Here is an 18,155-nt window from a genome sequence, read left to right as displayed (position 1 = left end):
AAAGAAACCGCGGAGTATTTACTCCGCGGTTTCTGTACTTATCTGGAAGCAACGAGCTGGTCGAGAAAATAGCGGTGCACCGTCAAATCCTCCGTCAGCTCCGGATGGAAGGCCGTGACCAGCTGGCGATCCTCCCGGGCCGCTACAATACGGCCGTCCACCTGCGCTAAAATTTCTGTTTTGCCGGAGACGGCGGAAATATAGGGCGCACGGATAAAGGTCATGGGGATTCGTCCAAAGTCTCCGAACTCCTGTTCCGCAGCAAAGCTGCCCAACTGTCTGCCGTAAGCGTTCCGCACAGCGCAGATATCCATGGAGGCAAGATGTGTCGTCTCGCCTCCCGCAAGCTGTTTTGCCAGCAGGATAAGACCCGCACAGGTGCCTAACACCGGAAGGCCCGCCAAGATTCTGGAACGCAGCGGCTCCATAAGCTCCAGTTCCCGCAGCAGCTTTCCCATCACCGTACTCTCACCGCCCGGTAATATGAGGCCGTCCATGGATTCCTCCAGGTCCCTTTTTTGGCGCAGCTCAAAGTAGGGGACCCCCAGCCGGGACAGGACCTGTTCATGTTCCAGAAAGGCACCCTGTACGGCCAAAATTCCAATGCGGCTCATTGGCCGCGCTCCGCCATGAGCAGGGCGATCTCCTGTTCGTTGATGCCCACCATGGCCTCCCCCAGGTCTTCCGAGAGCTCCGCCAGCAGCGCTGCATCGTTGTAGTTGGTGACGGCCTTCACGATGGCGGCCGCCCGTTTTTCCGGATTGCCGGATTTGAAGATGCCGGAGCCCACGAATACGCCCTCTGCACCCAGCTGCATCATCAGTGCGGCGTCTGCCGGTGTGGCTACGCCGCCCGCAGCGAAGTTGACCACCGGAAGCTTTCCGTTTTTGTGTACGGACCAAACGAGCTCATAGGGAACCTGCAGCTGCTTGGCGGCTTCGTACAGCTCATCCTCCCGGAGGGAAGTGAGACGCTTGATTTCGCTTTGCATTTTACGCATGTGCCGAACCGCCTGCACCACGTCCCCTGTGCCGGGTTCTCCCTTGGTACGGATCATGGAGGCGCCCTCCTGGATGCGGCGCAGCGCCTCTCCCAAATCCCTGGCTCCGCAGACGAAGGGCACCCTGAATTTGGTTTTGTCGATGTGGTATACGTCGTCGGCGGGAGAGAGCACCTCGCTCTCATCGATATAATCGATTTCAATTGCCTCCAGAATCTGCGCCTCTGCGAAATGGCCGATACGGCATTTCGCCATTACCGGAATGGAAACGGCAGCCTGGATCCCCCGGATCATTTTGGGGTCGCTCATGCGGGAGACGCCTCCGGCTGCGCGGATATCCGCCGGAATGCGTTCCAGAGCCATTACAGCGCAGGCGCCTGCGGCTTCCGCTATTTTGGCCTGTTCCGGCGTGGTCACGTCCATGATCACGCCGCCCTTGAGCATTTGGGCCAAATTTCTGTTGAGAGCGCCGCGATCTTCCTTTTGTTCTATCATAACTGTCAGCCACCTTTCACTTGACAAATGGTTTGTTTTCTATCATACTCAAATCTGAGCTGATAGAAATAACCATTTCGTGAGAAAATAAGCATACCAGATGGAGGAGGGGGACACATGCTGACCTATGCGCTTGACCGCCGGGGAGAGCTGCCGCTCTACGAGTTTCTCTGCCGCAGAATCCGGGAGGATATTCGGGAAGGGAGGCTCCGGGCCGGAGAGAAGATGCCCTCGAAGCGAGGGCTGGCGGAGCATCTGGGAGTCAGCGTGGCCACTGTTGAAAACGCATATGCCCAGCTTCTGCTGGAAGGGTATCTGCGGGCGGAGGAGCGCAGGGGATATTTTGTAGAAAGCCTTCCCGTTACGGAAATCCGCAAAGCTGTGCCCCCAGCCGCTCTGCAGGCAGAGGAAGCTGAGCCGGAGTGGTTTGCAGATTTCCGGACCAATCGAGTGCCGGGGGAGCAGTTTCCTTTTTCCGTATGGGCCAAGCTGATGAGGGAGGTCCTGACGGAACGGGACGCAGCCCTGCTTCGCCCCATGCCGGGCGGGGGTACGCTGGCCCTGCGCAGGGCGATAGCAGCCTATCTCGGCAGGTTCCGCGGCATTGCGGCGGAGCCGGAACAGCTGGTGGTGGGGGCGGGCACCGAATATCTCTATGGCCTGCTGGTGCAGCTTCTGGGCAGGGACAAGGTGTTTGCAGTGGAGGATCCGGGCTACCGCAGGATCGCTCAAGTCTATGAAGCTAACGGAGCGGCGGTTGTGGGAGCGGAGCTGGATGGACAGGGGCTTTCTGTCCGGGCGCTGAGGGAAAAGGGGGCGGATGCGGCCCATCTTTCTCCTGCCCACCATTTCCCCACAGGCCTGGTTATGCCTGTCTCCCGCCGCAGGGAGCTGCTTCAGTGGGCGTCGGAGGAACCGGAACGCTATCTCATTGAGGATGATTACGACAGCGAATTCCGGTTTACCGGCAGGCCGGTACCCTCTCTGCAGAGCATCGACGAGGGGGGAAAGGTGATCACTATCAATACCTTTTCCAAGAGCCTGACCCCAGCCATCCGCATCAGCTATATGGTGCTGCCGAAACGGCTGAGCGAAGCGTTTTCCCGGAAGCTGGGGTTTTATTCCTGCACGGTGCCCAGCTTTGAACAGCTGACCCTGGCGAAGTTTCTCGACGGAGGCTATTTTGAATCCCATCTGGCGCGGACCAGGCATTTTTACCGCCGCCGGCGGGATGCCCTGCAGGAAGCTGTCCGGAAAAGCCCGCTGGGAGACAGAGCGGAGATGCGTGAGGCAGACGCAGGCCTGCATTTCCTGCTGAAGGTGCAGACAGAGGCTTCCGATCAGGAGCTGGTAAAACGTGCGGAACAGAGGGGAGTTGCCATTTCCTGCCTGTCGGAGTATTACATGGACCCCCGGAGGGCGGAGCCCCATTGCCTGGTGATGAATTATACTGGGATGGAAAGGGAGCGGATGGAGGAAGCGGTACAGCGTCTGTGGGACTGTCTTGGGTAGGCCGTGGACGCACGGAATGACCGAAAACACCAGCTGTTCAGAGGCCTGTCTTAGGAGCCTGCGAGCACATCATGCCGGCAGAGGCGCAGAGAGTTTCCGGCTCCGGTGTTTTTCCAGCTGTGGGCCGAGGCTTGCGGCTTTGCTCTGTACAGCTTATAATGGATCCTCAGAGAGGCTTTTGCAGTGATGCGGATCGGAAAGGATTGGTTAAAGAATGCTGGAGTCGAACACGGTTTTGGGGATCCTTGCCCATGTGGATGCGGGGAAGACCACGCTGTCCGAGCAGATGCTCTATCAGGCGGGAGTGCTCCGGACGCCGGGCAGGGTGGACGCCCGCACTGCTTTTCTGGATCAGGCGGAGATTGAGCGGAAACGGGGGATCACTGTATTTTCCGGCCAGGCGGATTTTTCTATGGAAGGCCGTTCCTTTTCCCTTATCGATACTCCTGGCCATGTGGACTTTTCCGGGGAAATGGAGCGTTGTCTCCGGGTGCTGGACTGCGCCGTGCTGGTGGTGAGCTGCGCTGAAGGGGTACAGGCCCACACGGAGACTTTGTGGAGGCTGCTGAACGACGCCTCTGTTCCTGTGTTTGTGTTCCTCAATAAGACGGACCGCGCCGGAGCGGACCTCATGAGGGTGTTTGGGCAGCTGGAACGCTTGGGGGGAAACAGGTTTGTCCCGTTTTTCAGTGGGATTGAGGAAGACGGGCAGATGGAAGAGGAGACGGCAGAGCTTCTGGCTGGTTTGGACGATTCGCTTCTGGAACGCTATTTGGAGACTGGGTATGATCGGGAGCTGTGGCTGAAAGAGGCGAAAAACCTGGTTCGGGAGCGGCGGGTTTTTCCTGTGTTTTCCGGCTCGGCCCTGAACGGGACAGGCGTGGAGGAGTTACTCCGGGGCTTGCGGCTACTGGCGCCCGCCGGTACTGGAAACAGGGAGGCTCCCTTTGCAGGGCGGGCCTATCAGGTACGTCATGACAGGGGCGGACGGGTTGTCTTTCTCAAGGTGGAGCAGGGAACGCTGCATCCAAAGGAACTGCTCACGGTTCCCGGTGGAGAGAGGGAAAAGTGCAACGAACTGCGAAGATATTCGGGTTCCAGATATGAACTGATACAAGAGGCGGGTCCCGGTATGCTCTGTGCGGTAACCGGCATTCGGCAGGTAAAGGCCGGGGACTTGGCCGGGTTGGGTGCGGAACGGGCAAAGCCCTTTGTTTTACAGCCTCTGCTTCGCTCCCAGGTGCTGTTCTCCTCCTCTGTTCCCGCGCCGCTGATGCTCTCACGCTTCCGGGAACTGGAGGATGAAGAACCGCTTCTCGGTGTGGAGTGGCGGGAACGCACCCAGGAACTGGAGGTGCGGGTGATGGGAGAGGTCCAGCTGGAGGCGTTGGAGGAAATTTTCCGGGAACGGTACAGTGAACAAATCTCCTTTGGCCCGTGTTCCGTGCTCTACCAGGAGACCATCGCGGCCCCGGTGGTGGGCTGCGGCCATTTCGAGCCTTTGCGGCACTATGCAGAAGTGCATCTGCGCCTGGAGCCGGGACAGCGGGGCAGCGGTATTGTGTTTGCCAGTGAATGCCCGTTGGATTTTCTGGGCTCCAATTGGCAGAATCTCATCAGGACTCACGTACTGGAAAAGCAGCATACAGGGGTGCTGACCGGAGCGCCGCTGACAGATGTGAAGATAACGCTGTTATCGGGTCGGGCCCACCTGAAGCATACGGAGGGCGGAGACTTTCGGGAAGCGGTCTACCGGGCGGTCCGCCAGGGGCTGATGCAGGCTGAAACGGTTTTGCTGGAACCGTGGTACCGCTTTTTTGCAGAGGTGGAATTTGATGAGGCTGGCCGGGTACAGTCGGATTTGCTGCGTATGGGCGGCGAATGCGGGGCGCCTCTGGAAGTAGAGGGTAAAATGGCCCTTCGGGGGCGTGCTCCCATTCGGACGATGATGGGCTATCCCCGGGAATTTACTGCTTTTACCAGGGGAAAGGGCAGGCTTTCCCTGGAATTTGGCGGCTATGAACCCTGCAGGGACGCAGCTGCCATAGTGGAAAAGATCGGGTATGATCCGGAGCGGGATGTGGAAAATTCTCCTGACTCTGTGTTCTGTTCCCATGGGGCGGGCTTCCCGGTGAAATGGAACGAAGCCAATGCCCATATGCACCTGCCCGTAGAAAAGATTCAGGGCTGATGCGGTCGTGACAGAAAGGAATACGGGAGGACTTGCTACAAATTCAAAAGAGCGGAATAGGATGGAGCAAGGGATGAAAACTCCCTGCTTTGGCACGCATTTGAGAGAAAGGCTGTTTGACAGCCTGTGTGCTTATCCTGGAGGTTTGTTTATGGCAAATTGGAAAAAAGACCCTTGGCCCGACAGCAAGCCAGATCATTTTTTTACTTACCAGAGCGGACAAAACAGCGGTTTTGAGGGACTGCAGCCGCCCTGTCCACCAGGAAATCCGCCGCCTTTTCCGGCTTCCTGTCCCCCCAAGCCCTGCCCTCCCCCGGATCTGTTTCCCGCATGTCCGCAACCATTTCCACCCTGCGACTCCTGTCCCCCTCAGCCCTTCCCGCCAGCGGAACCGCCCTGCAGCCCTCCTCATCAGGACTCGTTTCCGTCCTGTTCCTGCCCGCAGCCATTTCCGCCCTGTGATCCCTGCCCACCCGCTCCTTGGCCGCCTGCGCCGACCGGAGTCACAGGTCCCACCGGTCCGACAGGTCCCGCAGGTCCGCGAGGTCCGCAGGGACCCACGGGTTCTCAGGGGCCTGCCGGCATAAGAGGTCCGGAAGGCCCCCAGGGCCCGCAGGGCCCCGCCGGCGCGGCTGGCGCAACAGGTCCGGCGGGACGGCAGGGTCCCATGGGCCCTCAGGGGAACCGGGGAGACGCCGGTCCCACTGGACCGACGGGCCCAGCAGGACTCCAGGGGAATACAGGTTCGGAAGGCCCTCAAGGCCCCATCGGACCTGCAGGACCCGAAGGGGAGCAAGGGCCTGAAGGTCTTCCCGGCGCTACGGGTGCAACCGGACCAGCCGGGAGTATGGGGCCGGAAGGCCCAACGGGTGCGACCGGTCCTGTCGGTCCTGTGGGCAGTACAGGGGCGACTGGTCCGGCAGGCGCTACAGGTGCAACCGGACCGACTGGGAGCATGGGACCTTCAGGGCCTGCTGGAGCGACTGGTTCCACCGGCCCTGCCGGCAGCACAGGTGCAACTGGACCGACAGGACCAGCAGGCCCCACTGGAAGCACAGGCCCTGCCGGTCCCATAGGGCCTACCGGTCCAACAGGCGCCAACGGTGTGACCGGTCCCACCGGCCCAACCGGGCCTACAGGACCGTCACTGGCGGTGGCGGGCTCTGTTTCAAGTCATGGAGCCCAAAGGTTTACCGCACCCAATTATGGAATCGTAGCCTTTGATCAGGTGGGCGCTCTTCATGACACCCGGCTGCTTACGGGAAATCAATATCTGGAAGTTAACCAAGCTGGACTCTACCAGATTGATTATGCTGCGATGGCTACTACAGGAATGCCCGCCTACGCCACAATCACTTTTCTGCCGGGCGGCACAGACCAGAGCGGGAAAATTCCATTGTCCGCCAATGTACTGGTCAGCGGTACCATTGTCCGCCGGATGGGCGCGGGAACCCGCGTCTCTTTGAGAGTGGATTCTGGAGATGGCAATACGCCTGTAACTTTGCCCGCCACTGATCAATATTGCAATGCCTTTCTCTCCGTAACCCGTGTGGGACCCTATCCCAGCGGAATTGTTTGAGCGGACTGGAAAGAGGGAAGAAGGGCATACAGTAAAATGTAATGAGGAAAACGCAGAGGCCAGACTTCCCAAAACGGGGAGCCTGGTCTCTGCGTTCATTTCAGAACGTTCTTTTTGCTTTTTCGGCCGCCATCTTTAGATTCTCTTATCTGATCTTCGCTCAGTTACGCCTTGTTTCATGCGCCTCATTTCCAGAAAGGGATCAAGAAGAGGACACAATTTCTGCTCATACCGCTTTTTTAATGATATTTAAGATTGTTGCATAGAAAATTTATTCTGTAATTTTTTCGCTCATAATATCAAAATGGCGGCGGTAGCGTTTTGGGATGCGCAACTCCACGAAATATCCGATCTCCGCAAGAGCTTGGGAAATATAACGGAAGCCGTCTTTGTAGAACTCCGCGATACGTTTTTGCTTATCGGTGATACCGCGATAATTTGGGGGACAGACGAACGTCCAGTCTGCGGCTACATTGTCGAAGACAATACGGAAATACTTATCAATGTCGGTTTCCCGAATCCCGGCCTGCGCCAACAAAGTGTGATGTTCAAAGGTCTCAATGGAGGGCGATACAACTGCGGATTCTCCATCGTAGGAAACCAGCATCATTATGGTTTCATCCGTGCCATAATATTTTTCCACTTCTTCTTTCGTGGGGTAGTAAATGAACTTCATATACTTCTCCAATCACGGGGGATTTTCTTTATTTAAGTATAGACCAATTTAAATCATCTTGCAAGATATGACAACGAGAGCATCCCGGCTAGTATTCCGTTTTCTAAATTGACAGCAATATAAGAGGCTTCTGCGCCACTTGGAGCAGAAGCCTCTCAATAATGTTGTATAATTATATATTTTAGCAATATGCGCGTTGCGCTACAGGACAATTAGGCGTCGTGTCCTGAGTGACTTCGCTGTTGTCTTTGCGTTTCAAAATTTGAGTCAGTAGAATAAAAGGCATAAAAACCCGGAAACGCTGAGTTCTGGAGCCAATTTGGTTGCGAGGGCCAGATTTGAACTGACGGTCTGCGCTCCGCTCCGGTCAGCGCTTGACGCTCGCCACCGGCGAGCAGCGCCCTTCGGGTTATGAGCTGCGGTCAGGGCATTTATCGGCTTGTCTTCGGTGCTTTCGGACACTTTTCTCTCGGAAAAGTCCCAAAAACCCGAAGGTCGGCTCCTGACCACTCCACCCGTTTCTTTCCTGTTCTGGGTCAGAAAGTGGGTCAAAAAGTGGGATGCAGGAAACAAAGAAAATGAGCTCTATATAAGCGTTTATGTAGAGGAGTCTATGGAACGATAAATTGCCAGATTTTTGACTTTTGTTTGTATTGTTCGCAGCAACGCTGTATAATGAAAGCAGAAAACTGTAATCTTGGGAGGTTTTACACATTTCAGAAAATTCGCTTCACAGTGACTTTATGATAGTAAAAGAAAAATATAAGCAACTCAGACTTTCTAAGGTTTGAATATTGTTCATTAAGATTACATGGAGGACTATAAATGTCAAGTGCAGCACAGAGAGCCGAACTGCAATCCAAAATCTGGAAAATCGCGAACGATGTTCGTGGTTCCGTAGATGGATGGGATTTTAAGCAATATGTTTTAGGAACGCTTTTTTATCGTTTCATCAGCGAGAACTTTTCGAATTACATTGAAGGCGGCGATGAGAGCGTCAAGTATGCAGAACTGGACGATAGCATCATAACCGAAGAAATCAAAGAGGATGCAATCAAGACAAAGGGGTATTTTATCTACCCCAGTCAGTTATTTGCCAACATTGCTAAAAATGCGAATTCCAATGATACCTTAAATACCGAATTAAAAACAATATTTGATGCCATTGAGAGTTCCGCCAACGGCTATCCTTCCGAGCTGGATATCAAAGGTTTATTTGCCGATTTTGACACCACAAGCAATCGCTTGGGCAATACGGTCAGGGACAAAAACAGTCGTTTAGCCGCTGTTATCAAAGGCGTGGAAGATCTGGATTTTGGCAGGTTCGAGGATAACCAGATTGACCTTTTTGGCGATGCCTATGAATACTTAATCTCTAATTATGCTGCCAATGCAGGCAAATCGGGAGGGGAGTTTTTTACCCCTCAATGCGTTTCCAAGCTCATTGCAAAGCTGGCAATCCACAAGCAAACGTTGATAAACAAAATTTACGATCCAGCCGCCGGTTCCGGTTCGTTGCTGCTGCAAGCGAAAAAGCAATTTGATGCTCATATTATCGAAGACGGTTTCTTTGGGCAGGAAATCAACCACACCACCTATAACCTTGCCCGTATGAATATGTTTTTGCACAATGTAAACTATGACAAGTTTCATATCGCCCTTGGAAATACACTGACTGACCCGCAGTTTGGAGACGAGAAGCCCTTTGATGCCATTGTATCCAATCCTCCCTATTCCATCAACTGGGTGGGCAGCGATGACCCCACCCTGATTAACGATAACCGCTTTGCTCCCGCCGGTGTACTGGCGCCCAAATCTAAAGCGGACTTTGCTTTTGTGCTTCACTGCCTGAGCTATCTTTCCAGCAAGGGGCGTGCCGCTATCGTCTGTTTTCCAGGTATCTTTTACCGTGGCGGTGCAGAACAAAAAATCAGACAATATCTGGTGGATAATAACTTTGTGGAAACGGTTATTTCCCTTGCGTCTAACCTTTTCTATGGCACCTCTATCGCTGTGAATATTTTGGTTTTGTCCAAGCATAAAAGCGATACAAAGGTACAGTTTATTGATGCAAGCGGCGAAGAGTTTTTCAAAAAGGAAACCAACAACAATGTGTTGACCAAAGACCATATCGAAAAAATTCTGGAACTGTTTGACCGCAAGGAGGATATTGCCCACGTGGCAAAGTCTGTGGATAAGGATCAGATTGCCGAGGCAAATTATAATCTTTCCGTAAGCTCTTATGTGGAGGCGAAGGACACACGGGAAGTCATTGATATCAATGTATTAAACGCTGAGATTAAAACAATTGTCGCAAAAATTGATAAGCTTCGTGCTGAGATTGATGAGATTATTGCCGAAATCGAGGTGTGATGATGAGTAAACTAGAGGAACTTATAAAGGAACTTTGCCCCGATGGGGTAGAGTATGACAAATTAGATTCAGTGATAGATTATGAACAACCCACAAAATATATTGTTAAAGACACTAACTACAATGATAGCTTTAAAACACCCGTTTTAACTGCCGGACAATCTTTTATATTGGGGTACACAAGTGAAGTAGATGGAATATATGTTGCATCAAAAGAAAATCCAACAATTATTTTTGATGATTTTACCACATCTTTTCACTGGGTGGATTTTAGCTTTAAAATTAAATCTTCAGCCACGAAAATGCTAAGAGTAAAACCGGAAAAAATTAAATATATATCATTCAAATATGTGTATCATTTAAAGGATTGTGCTTGTTTGTTCAGCAAGCGTAATACTGACATCACAAGCAATATAGCAAAATACAGCATTGAGTTTCACTTTTTGCAAGGTAGAAAAGGTCAACAAAGTATTGCAGTTAAAAGCTTTTATGACAATTACTGCTCATACTGCACAATGCAAAACTGAACAAATGAGTTTCAGTTTATTTGCCCTTAAATTTCTTTGTATTTTACAGATAATCAAAACAACTTTATACTATTCTATTACTGTTTATTTAAGAGGTATTATCAGAAGTTCCCAAATAATCCAGAATTGAATTTTAGGAATAGGATATATAAAATATAGGTTAATCTATTAAAATCAATCTGGGGTCAATCTGGTTAATCTGAGGATTATATATAAAAATGACCTCAAGAAAATTGTCGGAAAAATAAGGAAAAAAGTTTATTTTACCTATGTACTTTCAGAAAATAATGTGGTATAATATATACAGGTCGGAAAAGACCAGTTAATTTAATATTTTGAATGCTTAGAGAAGCAAAGTTACCTTTAGACGAGGTTTAACTGGCTTCTCTTTTTTGTTGCCCAAAATCAAATAGCAAATGAAAGGAACAAGGAAAATGGATAACAAAACAAATAAGCATGAATTTGCGTGTAATGCTGGTAAGGTTACCGAATACGAAGTAAAGGAACATATTGACACTATCATGGTGGGCTTTCGTGGATTCTCAAAGGAAGTGTCGATTGTAAAGTGGAACGACAAAAAGCCTGTGTTTGATATTAGAGCGTGGCGAGTATCTGACAGAGACGGATTGCAGTATCCTTTGCGTGGTATCACTTTCTCTAAGGAAGAGTTTATCAAGTTAAGGGAAATCTTGAACAGCATTGATGTGAATTGCATTGATGAATATATGTGAGCAAAGAATGTGAGGTATTGAATATGAACGGAGCAAAGACTGACGAAAGAAACTATTATGCAGAAAGCTACATTGCTTTAATTGAGGAAATCATTAAGGAAACCGCTTCACTGATTAAAGATATAAAGAAAGCAATGGGTGAGGTGTGAAAATGGGAACGAAGAAACTACAAGGTGCAGACGGAATGAATTTTCAACTGCAACTTACAATAAAAGGCTTAGAGAGCATAAATCTTCCAGAGGAAAATCTCACGAATGAATCTGGAAATGACATAATGAAAATATCTTGTTGGGGTGGCAAACTGTCTGCTTATGTTAATTTGCCTAACGCAATCAGGCCAAATAATGTTCAGCCATTTCAACTATCTGATTGTATCAAAATCGAATTGGTAAGAAACCAAGTCATTGAGCACATGAGGTCATATTTGCAAAAGCACTTAAAGGATAAGTATTCTGATGAATTTCTCTCAATGATGAGTGTCACAAAAATGGAATGCAATCTAACGATAAAATGCGTTGGTAATTGCAAGCCAAAAGATGTGATTAGATTGTTTGAGAGGTCTTTTGCAAAGGTTACTGTGTATAAGGAAACCGACCCAAACGGAAAAACACACAGGAAACCAGAACGAGGAATCACAACAACTAAACCCCATGAATGGGTGTTAAAGGTGTATGACAAAACCTTTCAGCAAAGACAAGCAGGTAATCTTAAAGTTGAGTCAAATCTGATTCGTGTGGAATTGGTGTTCTTAGACAGAATGCTTGACCGTATGTATTCAACCAAGAAATCATTAGAGGATATTCTTACGAGAAAAGCAATCAAAACGCTGATTGACCAGTATCAAGTGACATTTGATGAAATATGCAAAAAGAATATTACCCCTATGCTGAATGCCTGTGTGCAAGAGATATTTGAAAGTTTAACTTGCTCTACTCCACGAAAGGAAGTAAGCGAAACTTTGATTAAGTGTAAGGAACTCATTGTAGATACCGAGGTATTACGCAAGGCATTAAAGAAGTGGTATGTATTCAAGAAACAGCCTGATAGCTCAAAACGCATTGTTTCATTTTATCGAGAGAAAAATATGGGTTTTCCAGAAGATGTGCTTAGAACGCTCAAACTCATGCACAACTCTTTAGGATAAAACAGGTCTGAAAAGTAACATTCGATGTTACCCTGTGACCCCAAACTTGAAAAACTGAAAATCTCATAAATTGAGCATAAACCACCATTCATTGGGGTGTAAAAGGTGTTTCACAAAGCATTTGAGCAAATTGCAAAAATCAAATCTTGTCCATAATTATATGAGACAGATACACAAACAGATAACAGTACATTAACAGTAAGGGGGTGTTCACTAATGCAGGTAGAACGCATATCAGCAGACATTACATTGAAGCACAAACCCAGAACGGGAACACAGGCTTACAATATGCTGATTGAATCTCTCAAAGCAGAGATACAGGAAAAGCAAGAGATTTTATCTCATCTCTCACAAGACAAAGTAAAACAGAAATTCATAGAGAACTGGAATCCTACAACAAGGAGCGTGAACATCTATGATATGTAGGAAGGAGTGATTTTCTATGCCTTATGCTAAAGGACAAAGTGGTAATCCAAAAGGCAGACCTAAGCAAACCGCAGAGCAGAAATCACAAAAGGAGCAATTTCAGAGGTTGCTTAAATCTTCTACCGTTGAAGCTCTGCAAAGCATAATCCAGATTGCCAATGACAGATATAACAAGGACCGATTCAATGCTTGTAAGTACATCATTGACAAGGCTTATGGTGCAAATACTGCTTTTCTTTTAGACGGTACAGAAGATACTGCTCCTACTGTGATTAGGATTGTTCCATACGGTAAAGAAAACGAGGACTGGAACGAAGATGACTGGGAAGATGAATGGAACAATGCCCCAGATGAAAATGAGGACGAATAACTATGGTAAAGATTACAAACGGAACAGTTACCACAGAGGTAACGCAAGGTGCGTATGACTTATATTACAAAGAGCAAGGATTTGTGATTGTGTCAGACGAGAACGAAAATAACGAATGGGAGGAAGAAGAAAATGGCTAAAGTCAATACTATTGCAAATAACGGACTGACTATCGTTGAGAACTACAATAAACTGCTTGAACAGTTCAGAAAAACAAAGACCATTGATGATGTGCGTATTCTGGTTGCAAGCGTCAGAGATTTTATTTCTGTGTATAAGCGTGTTGATAAGAACATGGTAAATGAAATCTATGAAAAGCTCCAGGGCAAACTTCACGATATGGTTGCTGAAAATGCTTTTGTGTATGACCGTATGAATAACAGGGTTGAGGAAATCCGCAATCGTGGTTATGACTATGCAAATGAAAAGGACGATACACAGGCAGTACAGAGCAAAGCACTTCAGCTTATGTCTCAGATGCCTAAGGTAATGAACAGCAATCATGCAAACCGTATTACTAAGGTTTTGACGGATTCTATCAATTCTGGTGTTGTCGGTAGCAAGGCTGTTCTGGAACTGCTTAAATATCCCGCTTATGCTGATATGGTATCTGCAAAGATTAGGGAGCGTGCTTTTGAGGGTAGTAAATCTTCTGCTGAACAGGCTTTTGACAGATTGAAAGAATCTGAACTGAAAGAAGCTGAACAGGGGCTTGCTTCTGTGTATATGCAGGGATTCCACCTTAGAAACATTGAAAAACAGGTCAATGCGTTTAAGAAGCCTTCCGCATGGAATCCAGACGAACAGACAGCATAAAGGATAATCCCAGAATAACACAGGATAATCCAGATTGAATCAGAAGTCATAAGGTAATGTATTCCTATGGTATAGGATAAAAGTCCACCAGAAGTCAACAGAGAACCTCTGGGGATAAACATAAAATTGAGAATATAATAAATCGGTCACTAAAGAATAGTCCAGTTGTCCAGACGGAGCAAACACAAAACATGGGCAACAATACAATAGTTCAGATGAATTTGTATTCGTGTCCCTAATCGAAAGGGAGAATACAAAAATGGCAAAGAAGAATAATGCAAACAATACGAACACTCTACCAGAGCAGGAGTTTAACTTTATTGTATCAGATGTACGCATTCCTCGTATGGTGCCTTTACAGACTCTTGCAGATGAATCTGGTATTTCATATAAAGCACTTTGGCAGATGTGCAAACAGAACAAAATCGTGCATATTAAGTCCGGTAATAAGTTTCTTGTGAATGTGGATAAATTCATTGAGTTTCTCAATACCGGCGAAACGGAGGTTGAGAGCAATGACAAAGAGAGCAACACAGCATAAAAGCAATACCCCTGTTGAATGGGAACAGGCAGAGGGATTTTCAAGGTATCTTATTTCTACTGACGGGCAGGTTTACAGTATCGACAATGACAAAATCTTAAAGCCAAATAGGAATAGTTCTGGTTATGTAAGAGTTCCCTTATACAATGATGAAAATGAGTATAAACAGACTTTGGTTCATCGCTTGGTGTATATGGCTCATGTTGGTCCTATTCCAAAGGGTATGCAAATCAATCATAAGGACGAGGACAAAACAAATAACTGTATTGAGAATCTTGAAGTTGTCACACCAAAACAGAATATTCATTATGGAAGTGCTTCCATTAGACGGAGCGAAAGCGTTAAAAGGTACTGGCAAGAAAAGAGAAAAATGGCCGCTTGTTGATGTGGTATCAGAATTTATACTTTTTGAAACCATGCAAATGAAACCTCAAATAAGTATCAGAAAGTATGCGTAAAAACTTTTGATTATTCTCATAAAAAGTGTGTACTTTTTGAGACTTGCCTGATATGATTAAATCAGAAACGAACAGATGTTCGATAAAGAAATGAGGTGTTCAGATGAACGATAAGTTTAAGAATGACAAGCTAAAGTTTGAGCTTATCAGAAACGCTGATTTGGTGTGTACGGATTGCCTATACAAATATGACGATACGAATATGCCATGCAATGTTTCTAAATGTGAGATGTACGAAGAAAAGCCCTCTACCGTTATTGATGGTGGAAACTGTGATTTATACGATAAGGGGGTGTCTGAATGAAATATGTAGCTTATCACAGGACAAGCACAAAGGACCAGCACTTAGACAGAGGAATTGCAGAACTCACCAAGTATTGTGCTGATAATGCAATTTCTCTGTATAAGGGCAAGGTCTACACAGACCAACAGACAGGAAAGAACTTCAACCGACCACGCTACACAATGCTGAAAGATGAAATCCTTGAAAGTGGTGATGTGCTGATCGTCACAGAGCTTGACCGATTAGGACGAAACAAGGAAGCCACACTAAAGGAATTACGATTCTTTAAGGACAACGGTATTCGTGTTATGGTGTTAGAATTACCCACAACATTGATTGACCTGTCAGCTATGGAAAACTCAATGGCTCGTATGATGTTAGAGACTATCAATAATATGATGATTGAGTTGTATGCAAGCATGGCACAGGCTGAAATTGAGAAAAAAGAGAAAAGGCAACGAGAAGGCATTGAACAGAAAAAGGCTCGTGGAGAATGGGACGATTATGGCAGACCAAGAGTTATGAACCTTGAAGAATTTGCTACCCACTACCGCTTAGTACAGCAAGGGGAAAAGAAACCATTTGAACTGATGAAAGAATTAGGTATGACGAAGCCGACCTTCTATCGTTACAAAAATCAAATTGAGAAAGGGTGTTAAGAATGGCATCTGTTAAAAGAGTTGAGTACAAAAGCGGTAGAGTTGTTTATCGCATAGTTATCTGTCAAGGATACGATAAAAAGGGAAACAAACTGGTTAAGAATCTTACATATTCAGTCAATCAGTCAGCAACACCCAAACAACAAGAACGAGAAGCGAAGAAGTATGCCATGGATATGGAAGATAAACTGAAATATGGCTACGACTACAACGCAGAAAAAATGTCATTTGAAGATTTTGCATACAAATGGCTTGAGAGTGTTAAAGATAACATTGCTTATGGTACCTATGCAGGATATAAACAGATTTTGGAAAGCAGAATCATTCCCTACTTTAAGGGAGACAAGATTGCTCATATCAAAACACCACACATTGAAGCCTTTTATAGAACTCTGGTTGACGATTATTCCGCAGGTACAATAAAGAGATTTGCTAATGTGTTGAATCTGATTTTTAAGACAGCCAAGCGTTACAGCATGATTGAGAACAATCCTTGCCAAGACGCACAAAAACCAAAGAGAAAAGACGAGGACGAGGGCTTAAAGTTCTTTACTCCAAAGCAAGCATTGATGTTTATGAAATCTCTGGATATGTCATACGAGGTAACCTACAAAGGCCATCAGCGTATTGATGATACAGGTAAACCATACTATGTGAATGAGTACACAGAATCCTATACTGTGCCTACACAATACAAAGTGTTCTTTACCCTCTCATTGTTCTGTGGATTCAGAAAAGGCGAAACACTTGCTTTGCACTGGAATGACATTGACTTTAAGGAAAAGAAAATCTCTATTTCAAAATCGGTGGGTATGACGGAAAACGGATTTGATTATAAAGAGCCTAAGACAAAGAAATCTGTCAGAAAGGTATCTATCCCAGATGATGTAATCCCGCTTCTATGGCGGTATCGTTCAGAGTACATGCAAACACGCTTTAGTCATGGTACTGCATGGCAAGGCGATTTGAGCAATGGTGGTAATCTGTTCATTCAAGCAGATGGAAAACTTATGGGGCATACAACACCTTATCAGTATTTCACGAAGCACTTACACCGCTATAATGAATGGGTGCAGAATAATCCAGATAAAGCAAAGGCCGAGGGATTAGAGGAATTACCGATTATTCCGCTTCATGGGTTGAGACATTCATGTGCTACTCTGCTGAATTATCTGGAAATCAACATCATTGAAATATCAAAGACATTAGGACATTCAACCTGTTCAACCACAATGAATATCTACGCTCACAGCTTTGAGGAACAGCAAGAGGAAGTTGCAACAAAGGTAAATGAGTTCTTGCGATTGAACGCATAAATAATTGAGAGTCAGAGGACAAAATCCAAAGGCTCTCATTTAGTCATCATTCATCTTTCAATTCCATGTGGTCTAAAGCATATTGTAAAGCCATGCTGATAAGTTCATTACGGGAACGATTTGTTTTCGCTGCTAAATCGTTATATTCCTCTTGCAAGGCTCTATCTATGCGTATCGTCATTGTGACAGATTTATCTTCTTTAGGTGTCACGATAAATTTCTCCATAATGCAAATCCTCCATTGGTTTTGATTACATTATAGTATTGACAAGTACCTCGAAACTATGACACAATAGTGAGTTGATTTTATACTGTACTTTTGTGTTACACTCTGCTATAATGCTAATATCAATCAAACTTGGAGGTATGGCATTATGAAAGATAAAGCAACCAAAAGCAATGGCAAGAAACCTATTTTCAAGAAGTGGTGGTTTTGGGTAATAATTGTTGTTATTCTGGCCGCTATCTTTGGAAACACAGGAGCAAAGGACGGCGTTGAGGACGGAGCAAAAGACGCAATCAATTCAACTGAACAACAGTCAGATAAAACACAGGACGAAAGCACAGCCAAAGACGATATTTCCTTTGTAGTTACCAATGTTCCTAATGATGTTACTGGGAATTGGAGAATTGCTACAATCGCAGAAAATATCGAAATGCAAGACTACGCATTGGATTACTACAAAGAATATTTCAAGAGTGATGATGAAATCCATGCAATAGTCAACTTCAATTACAAGACAACGACAAAAATCTCTGTTATGGGAAATCTATTAGATGTATCTGTGTATGAATATGTTGACAAAGAAGAACATGATGCAAAATTGCTTTTCAGCGGTATGCTTCTTAAAGAATACCATGTAAACAAAGATACTGGTGAAATAGAAGAAATACAGTAAAAACGAAAGCCTTGACCACGAATGAATGGTTAAGGCTTTTCTTTATACTATCGTAATACTAAACTTACGGAGTGCTGTGGAGTGATAGGCCGAGTTAGGGAAAGTAGAAATCCCAAAAAGGTAATACGGGTATCACTTAGGGAGAGTTATGGAGAGATA

The 18,155-nt window shown here is 46.6% G+C and carries 21 protein-coding genes and 1 pseudogene; 17 read left to right on the top strand and 5 right to left on the bottom strand.

Going from position 1 to position 18,155, the window contains the following annotated elements:
- Nucleotides 1-38 precede the first annotated feature (38 nt).
- Together pdxT and pdxS are read right to left on the bottom strand one after the other, a co-directional pair.
- The gene (gene pdxT, locus BN3911_RS14055; RefSeq protein ID WP_066866710.1) at nt 39-614 is read right to left on the bottom strand and encodes a pyridoxal 5'-phosphate synthase glutaminase subunit PdxT; all 576 of its coding nucleotides are present in this window, start codon (nt 612-614) and stop codon (nt 39-41) included.
- On the bottom strand, nt 611-1,495 hold the full coding sequence (gene pdxS, locus BN3911_RS14050; RefSeq protein ID WP_066866708.1) for a pyridoxal 5'-phosphate synthase lyase subunit PdxS: 885 nt from the start codon (nt 1,493-1,495) through the stop codon (nt 611-613). Before pdxS ends, pdxT begins: the two co-directional genes overlap by 4 nt.
- Before the next feature lie 117 nt (nt 1,496-1,612).
- On the opposite strand from pdxS, the gene pdxR reads away from it, so the two are divergent.
- Entirely contained in the window at nt 1,613-3,007 is a 1,395-nt protein-coding gene (pdxR, locus tag BN3911_RS14045; protein ID WP_066866705.1) for a MocR-like pyridoxine biosynthesis transcription factor PdxR, read from the top strand.
- A gap of 214 nt (nt 3,008-3,221) precedes the next feature.
- Nucleotides 3,222-5,198 (top strand): elongation factor G, encoded by a 1,977-nt coding sequence (locus BN3911_RS14040; RefSeq protein WP_066866703.1) that lies wholly within the window; start codon nt 3,222-3,224, stop codon nt 5,196-5,198.
- A gap of 203 nt (nt 5,199-5,401) precedes the next feature.
- Here BN3911_RS14040 and BN3911_RS17655 read toward each other — a convergent pair whose 3' ends face one another.
- Nucleotides 5,402-5,671, bottom strand: coding sequence for a hypothetical protein (locus BN3911_RS17655; RefSeq protein ID WP_066866700.1), 270 nt, complete (start codon nt 5,669-5,671; stop codon nt 5,402-5,404).
- 53 nt (nt 5,672-5,724) lie between these two features.
- On the opposite strand from BN3911_RS17655, the pseudogene BN3911_RS17860 reads away from it, so the two are divergent.
- Together BN3911_RS17860 and BN3911_RS17725 are read left to right on the top strand one after the other, a co-directional pair.
- Nucleotides 5,725-6,285, top strand: a pseudogene (locus BN3911_RS17860) (collagen-like domain-containing protein); the annotation flags it as partial.
- Nucleotides 6,286-6,303: 18 nt separating this feature from the next.
- Nucleotides 6,304-6,777 (top strand): hypothetical protein, encoded by a 474-nt coding sequence (locus BN3911_RS17725; RefSeq protein WP_276779446.1) that lies wholly within the window; start codon nt 6,304-6,306, stop codon nt 6,775-6,777.
- Between the two features lie 271 nt (nt 6,778-7,048).
- Here BN3911_RS17725 and BN3911_RS14015 read toward each other — a convergent pair whose 3' ends face one another.
- Nucleotides 7,049-7,453, bottom strand: a complete 405-nt coding sequence (locus BN3911_RS14015) for a hypothetical protein (RefSeq protein WP_066866691.1) — start codon at nt 7,451-7,453, stop codon at nt 7,049-7,051.
- A gap of 825 nt (nt 7,454-8,278) precedes the next feature.
- Here BN3911_RS14015 and BN3911_RS14010 point away from each other — a divergent pair.
- The 12 genes from BN3911_RS14010 (at nt 8,279) to BN3911_RS13955 (ending at nt 17,097) form a co-directional block, all read left to right on the top strand.
- Nucleotides 8,279-9,826, top strand: coding sequence for a type I restriction-modification system subunit M (locus BN3911_RS14010; protein ID WP_066866689.1), 1,548 nt, complete (start codon nt 8,279-8,281; stop codon nt 9,824-9,826).
- 2 nt (nt 9,827-9,828) lie between these two features.
- On the top strand, nt 9,829-10,353 hold the full coding sequence (locus BN3911_RS17505) for a restriction endonuclease subunit S domain-containing protein (protein WP_066866688.1): 525 nt from the start codon (nt 9,829-9,831) through the stop codon (nt 10,351-10,353).
- A 434-nt stretch (nt 10,354-10,787) separates the two neighbouring features.
- Nucleotides 10,788-11,084, top strand: a complete 297-nt coding sequence (locus tag BN3911_RS14000; RefSeq protein WP_066866686.1) for a PC4/YdbC family ssDNA-binding protein — start codon at nt 10,788-10,790, stop codon at nt 11,082-11,084.
- Between the two features lie 23 nt (nt 11,085-11,107).
- Nucleotides 11,108-11,233 carry a hypothetical protein gene (locus BN3911_RS17720; protein ID WP_276778557.1) on the top strand — a complete coding sequence of 42 codons (126 nt, stop codon included), beginning with the start codon at nt 11,108-11,110 and terminating at the stop codon, nt 11,231-11,233.
- A gap of 2 nt (nt 11,234-11,235) precedes the next feature.
- On the top strand, nt 11,236-12,228 hold the full coding sequence (locus tag BN3911_RS13995) for a hypothetical protein (RefSeq protein WP_147578621.1): 993 nt from the start codon (nt 11,236-11,238) through the stop codon (nt 12,226-12,228).
- 442 nt (nt 12,229-12,670) lie between these two features.
- Entirely contained in the window at nt 12,671-13,024 is a 354-nt protein-coding gene (locus tag BN3911_RS13985; RefSeq protein ID WP_066866681.1) for a DUF5681 domain-containing protein, read from the top strand.
- A gap of 2 nt (nt 13,025-13,026) precedes the next feature.
- Nucleotides 13,027-13,164 (top strand): hypothetical protein, encoded by a 138-nt coding sequence (locus BN3911_RS17260; RefSeq protein WP_154669708.1) that lies wholly within the window; start codon nt 13,027-13,029, stop codon nt 13,162-13,164.
- On the top strand, nt 13,157-13,840 hold the full coding sequence (locus tag BN3911_RS13980; RefSeq protein WP_066866679.1) for a hypothetical protein: 684 nt from the start codon (nt 13,157-13,159) through the stop codon (nt 13,838-13,840). Before BN3911_RS17260 ends, BN3911_RS13980 begins: the two co-directional genes overlap by 8 nt.
- 259 nt (nt 13,841-14,099) lie before the next feature.
- Entirely contained in the window at nt 14,100-14,381 is a 282-nt protein-coding gene (locus tag BN3911_RS17415; RefSeq protein WP_154429971.1) for a hypothetical protein, read from the top strand.
- Nucleotides 14,356-14,766: an HNH endonuclease signature motif containing protein gene (locus tag BN3911_RS16860; protein WP_074039141.1), complete on the top strand. Its 411-nt coding sequence runs from the start codon at nt 14,356-14,358 to the stop codon at nt 14,764-14,766. The genes BN3911_RS17415 and BN3911_RS16860 overlap by 26 nt, the downstream gene beginning before the upstream one ends.
- 373 nt (nt 14,767-15,139) lie before the next feature.
- On the top strand, nt 15,140-15,781 hold the full coding sequence (locus BN3911_RS13960; RefSeq protein WP_066866673.1) for a recombinase family protein: 642 nt from the start codon (nt 15,140-15,142) through the stop codon (nt 15,779-15,781).
- A 2-nt stretch (nt 15,782-15,783) separates the two neighbouring features.
- Complete coding sequence (locus tag BN3911_RS13955) at nt 15,784-17,097, top strand: tyrosine-type recombinase/integrase (protein WP_066866671.1); 1,314 nt, start codon at nt 15,784-15,786, stop codon at nt 17,095-17,097.
- Nucleotides 17,098-17,143: 46 nt separating this feature from the next.
- On the opposite strand, the gene BN3911_RS13950 is transcribed toward BN3911_RS13955, so the two are convergent.
- Nucleotides 17,144-17,323: a hypothetical protein gene (locus BN3911_RS13950; protein WP_009532310.1), complete on the bottom strand. Its 180-nt coding sequence runs from the start codon at nt 17,321-17,323 to the stop codon at nt 17,144-17,146.
- Between the two features lie 148 nt (nt 17,324-17,471).
- Between BN3911_RS13950 and BN3911_RS13945 the strand changes: the two genes are divergently transcribed.
- A complete protein-coding gene (locus BN3911_RS13945) occupies nt 17,472-17,996 on the top strand; it encodes a Sec-independent protein translocase family protein (RefSeq protein ID WP_066866669.1) in 525 nt (174 codons plus the stop codon).
- Nucleotides 17,997-18,155 lie beyond the last annotated feature (159 nt).

Source organism: Neglectibacter timonensis (assembly GCF_900048895.1).
GTDB classification, from domain to species: Bacteria; Bacillota; Clostridia; order Oscillospirales; family Acutalibacteraceae; genus Acutalibacter; species Acutalibacter timonensis.
This window is presented reverse-complemented; position numbering and strand designations above follow the sequence as displayed.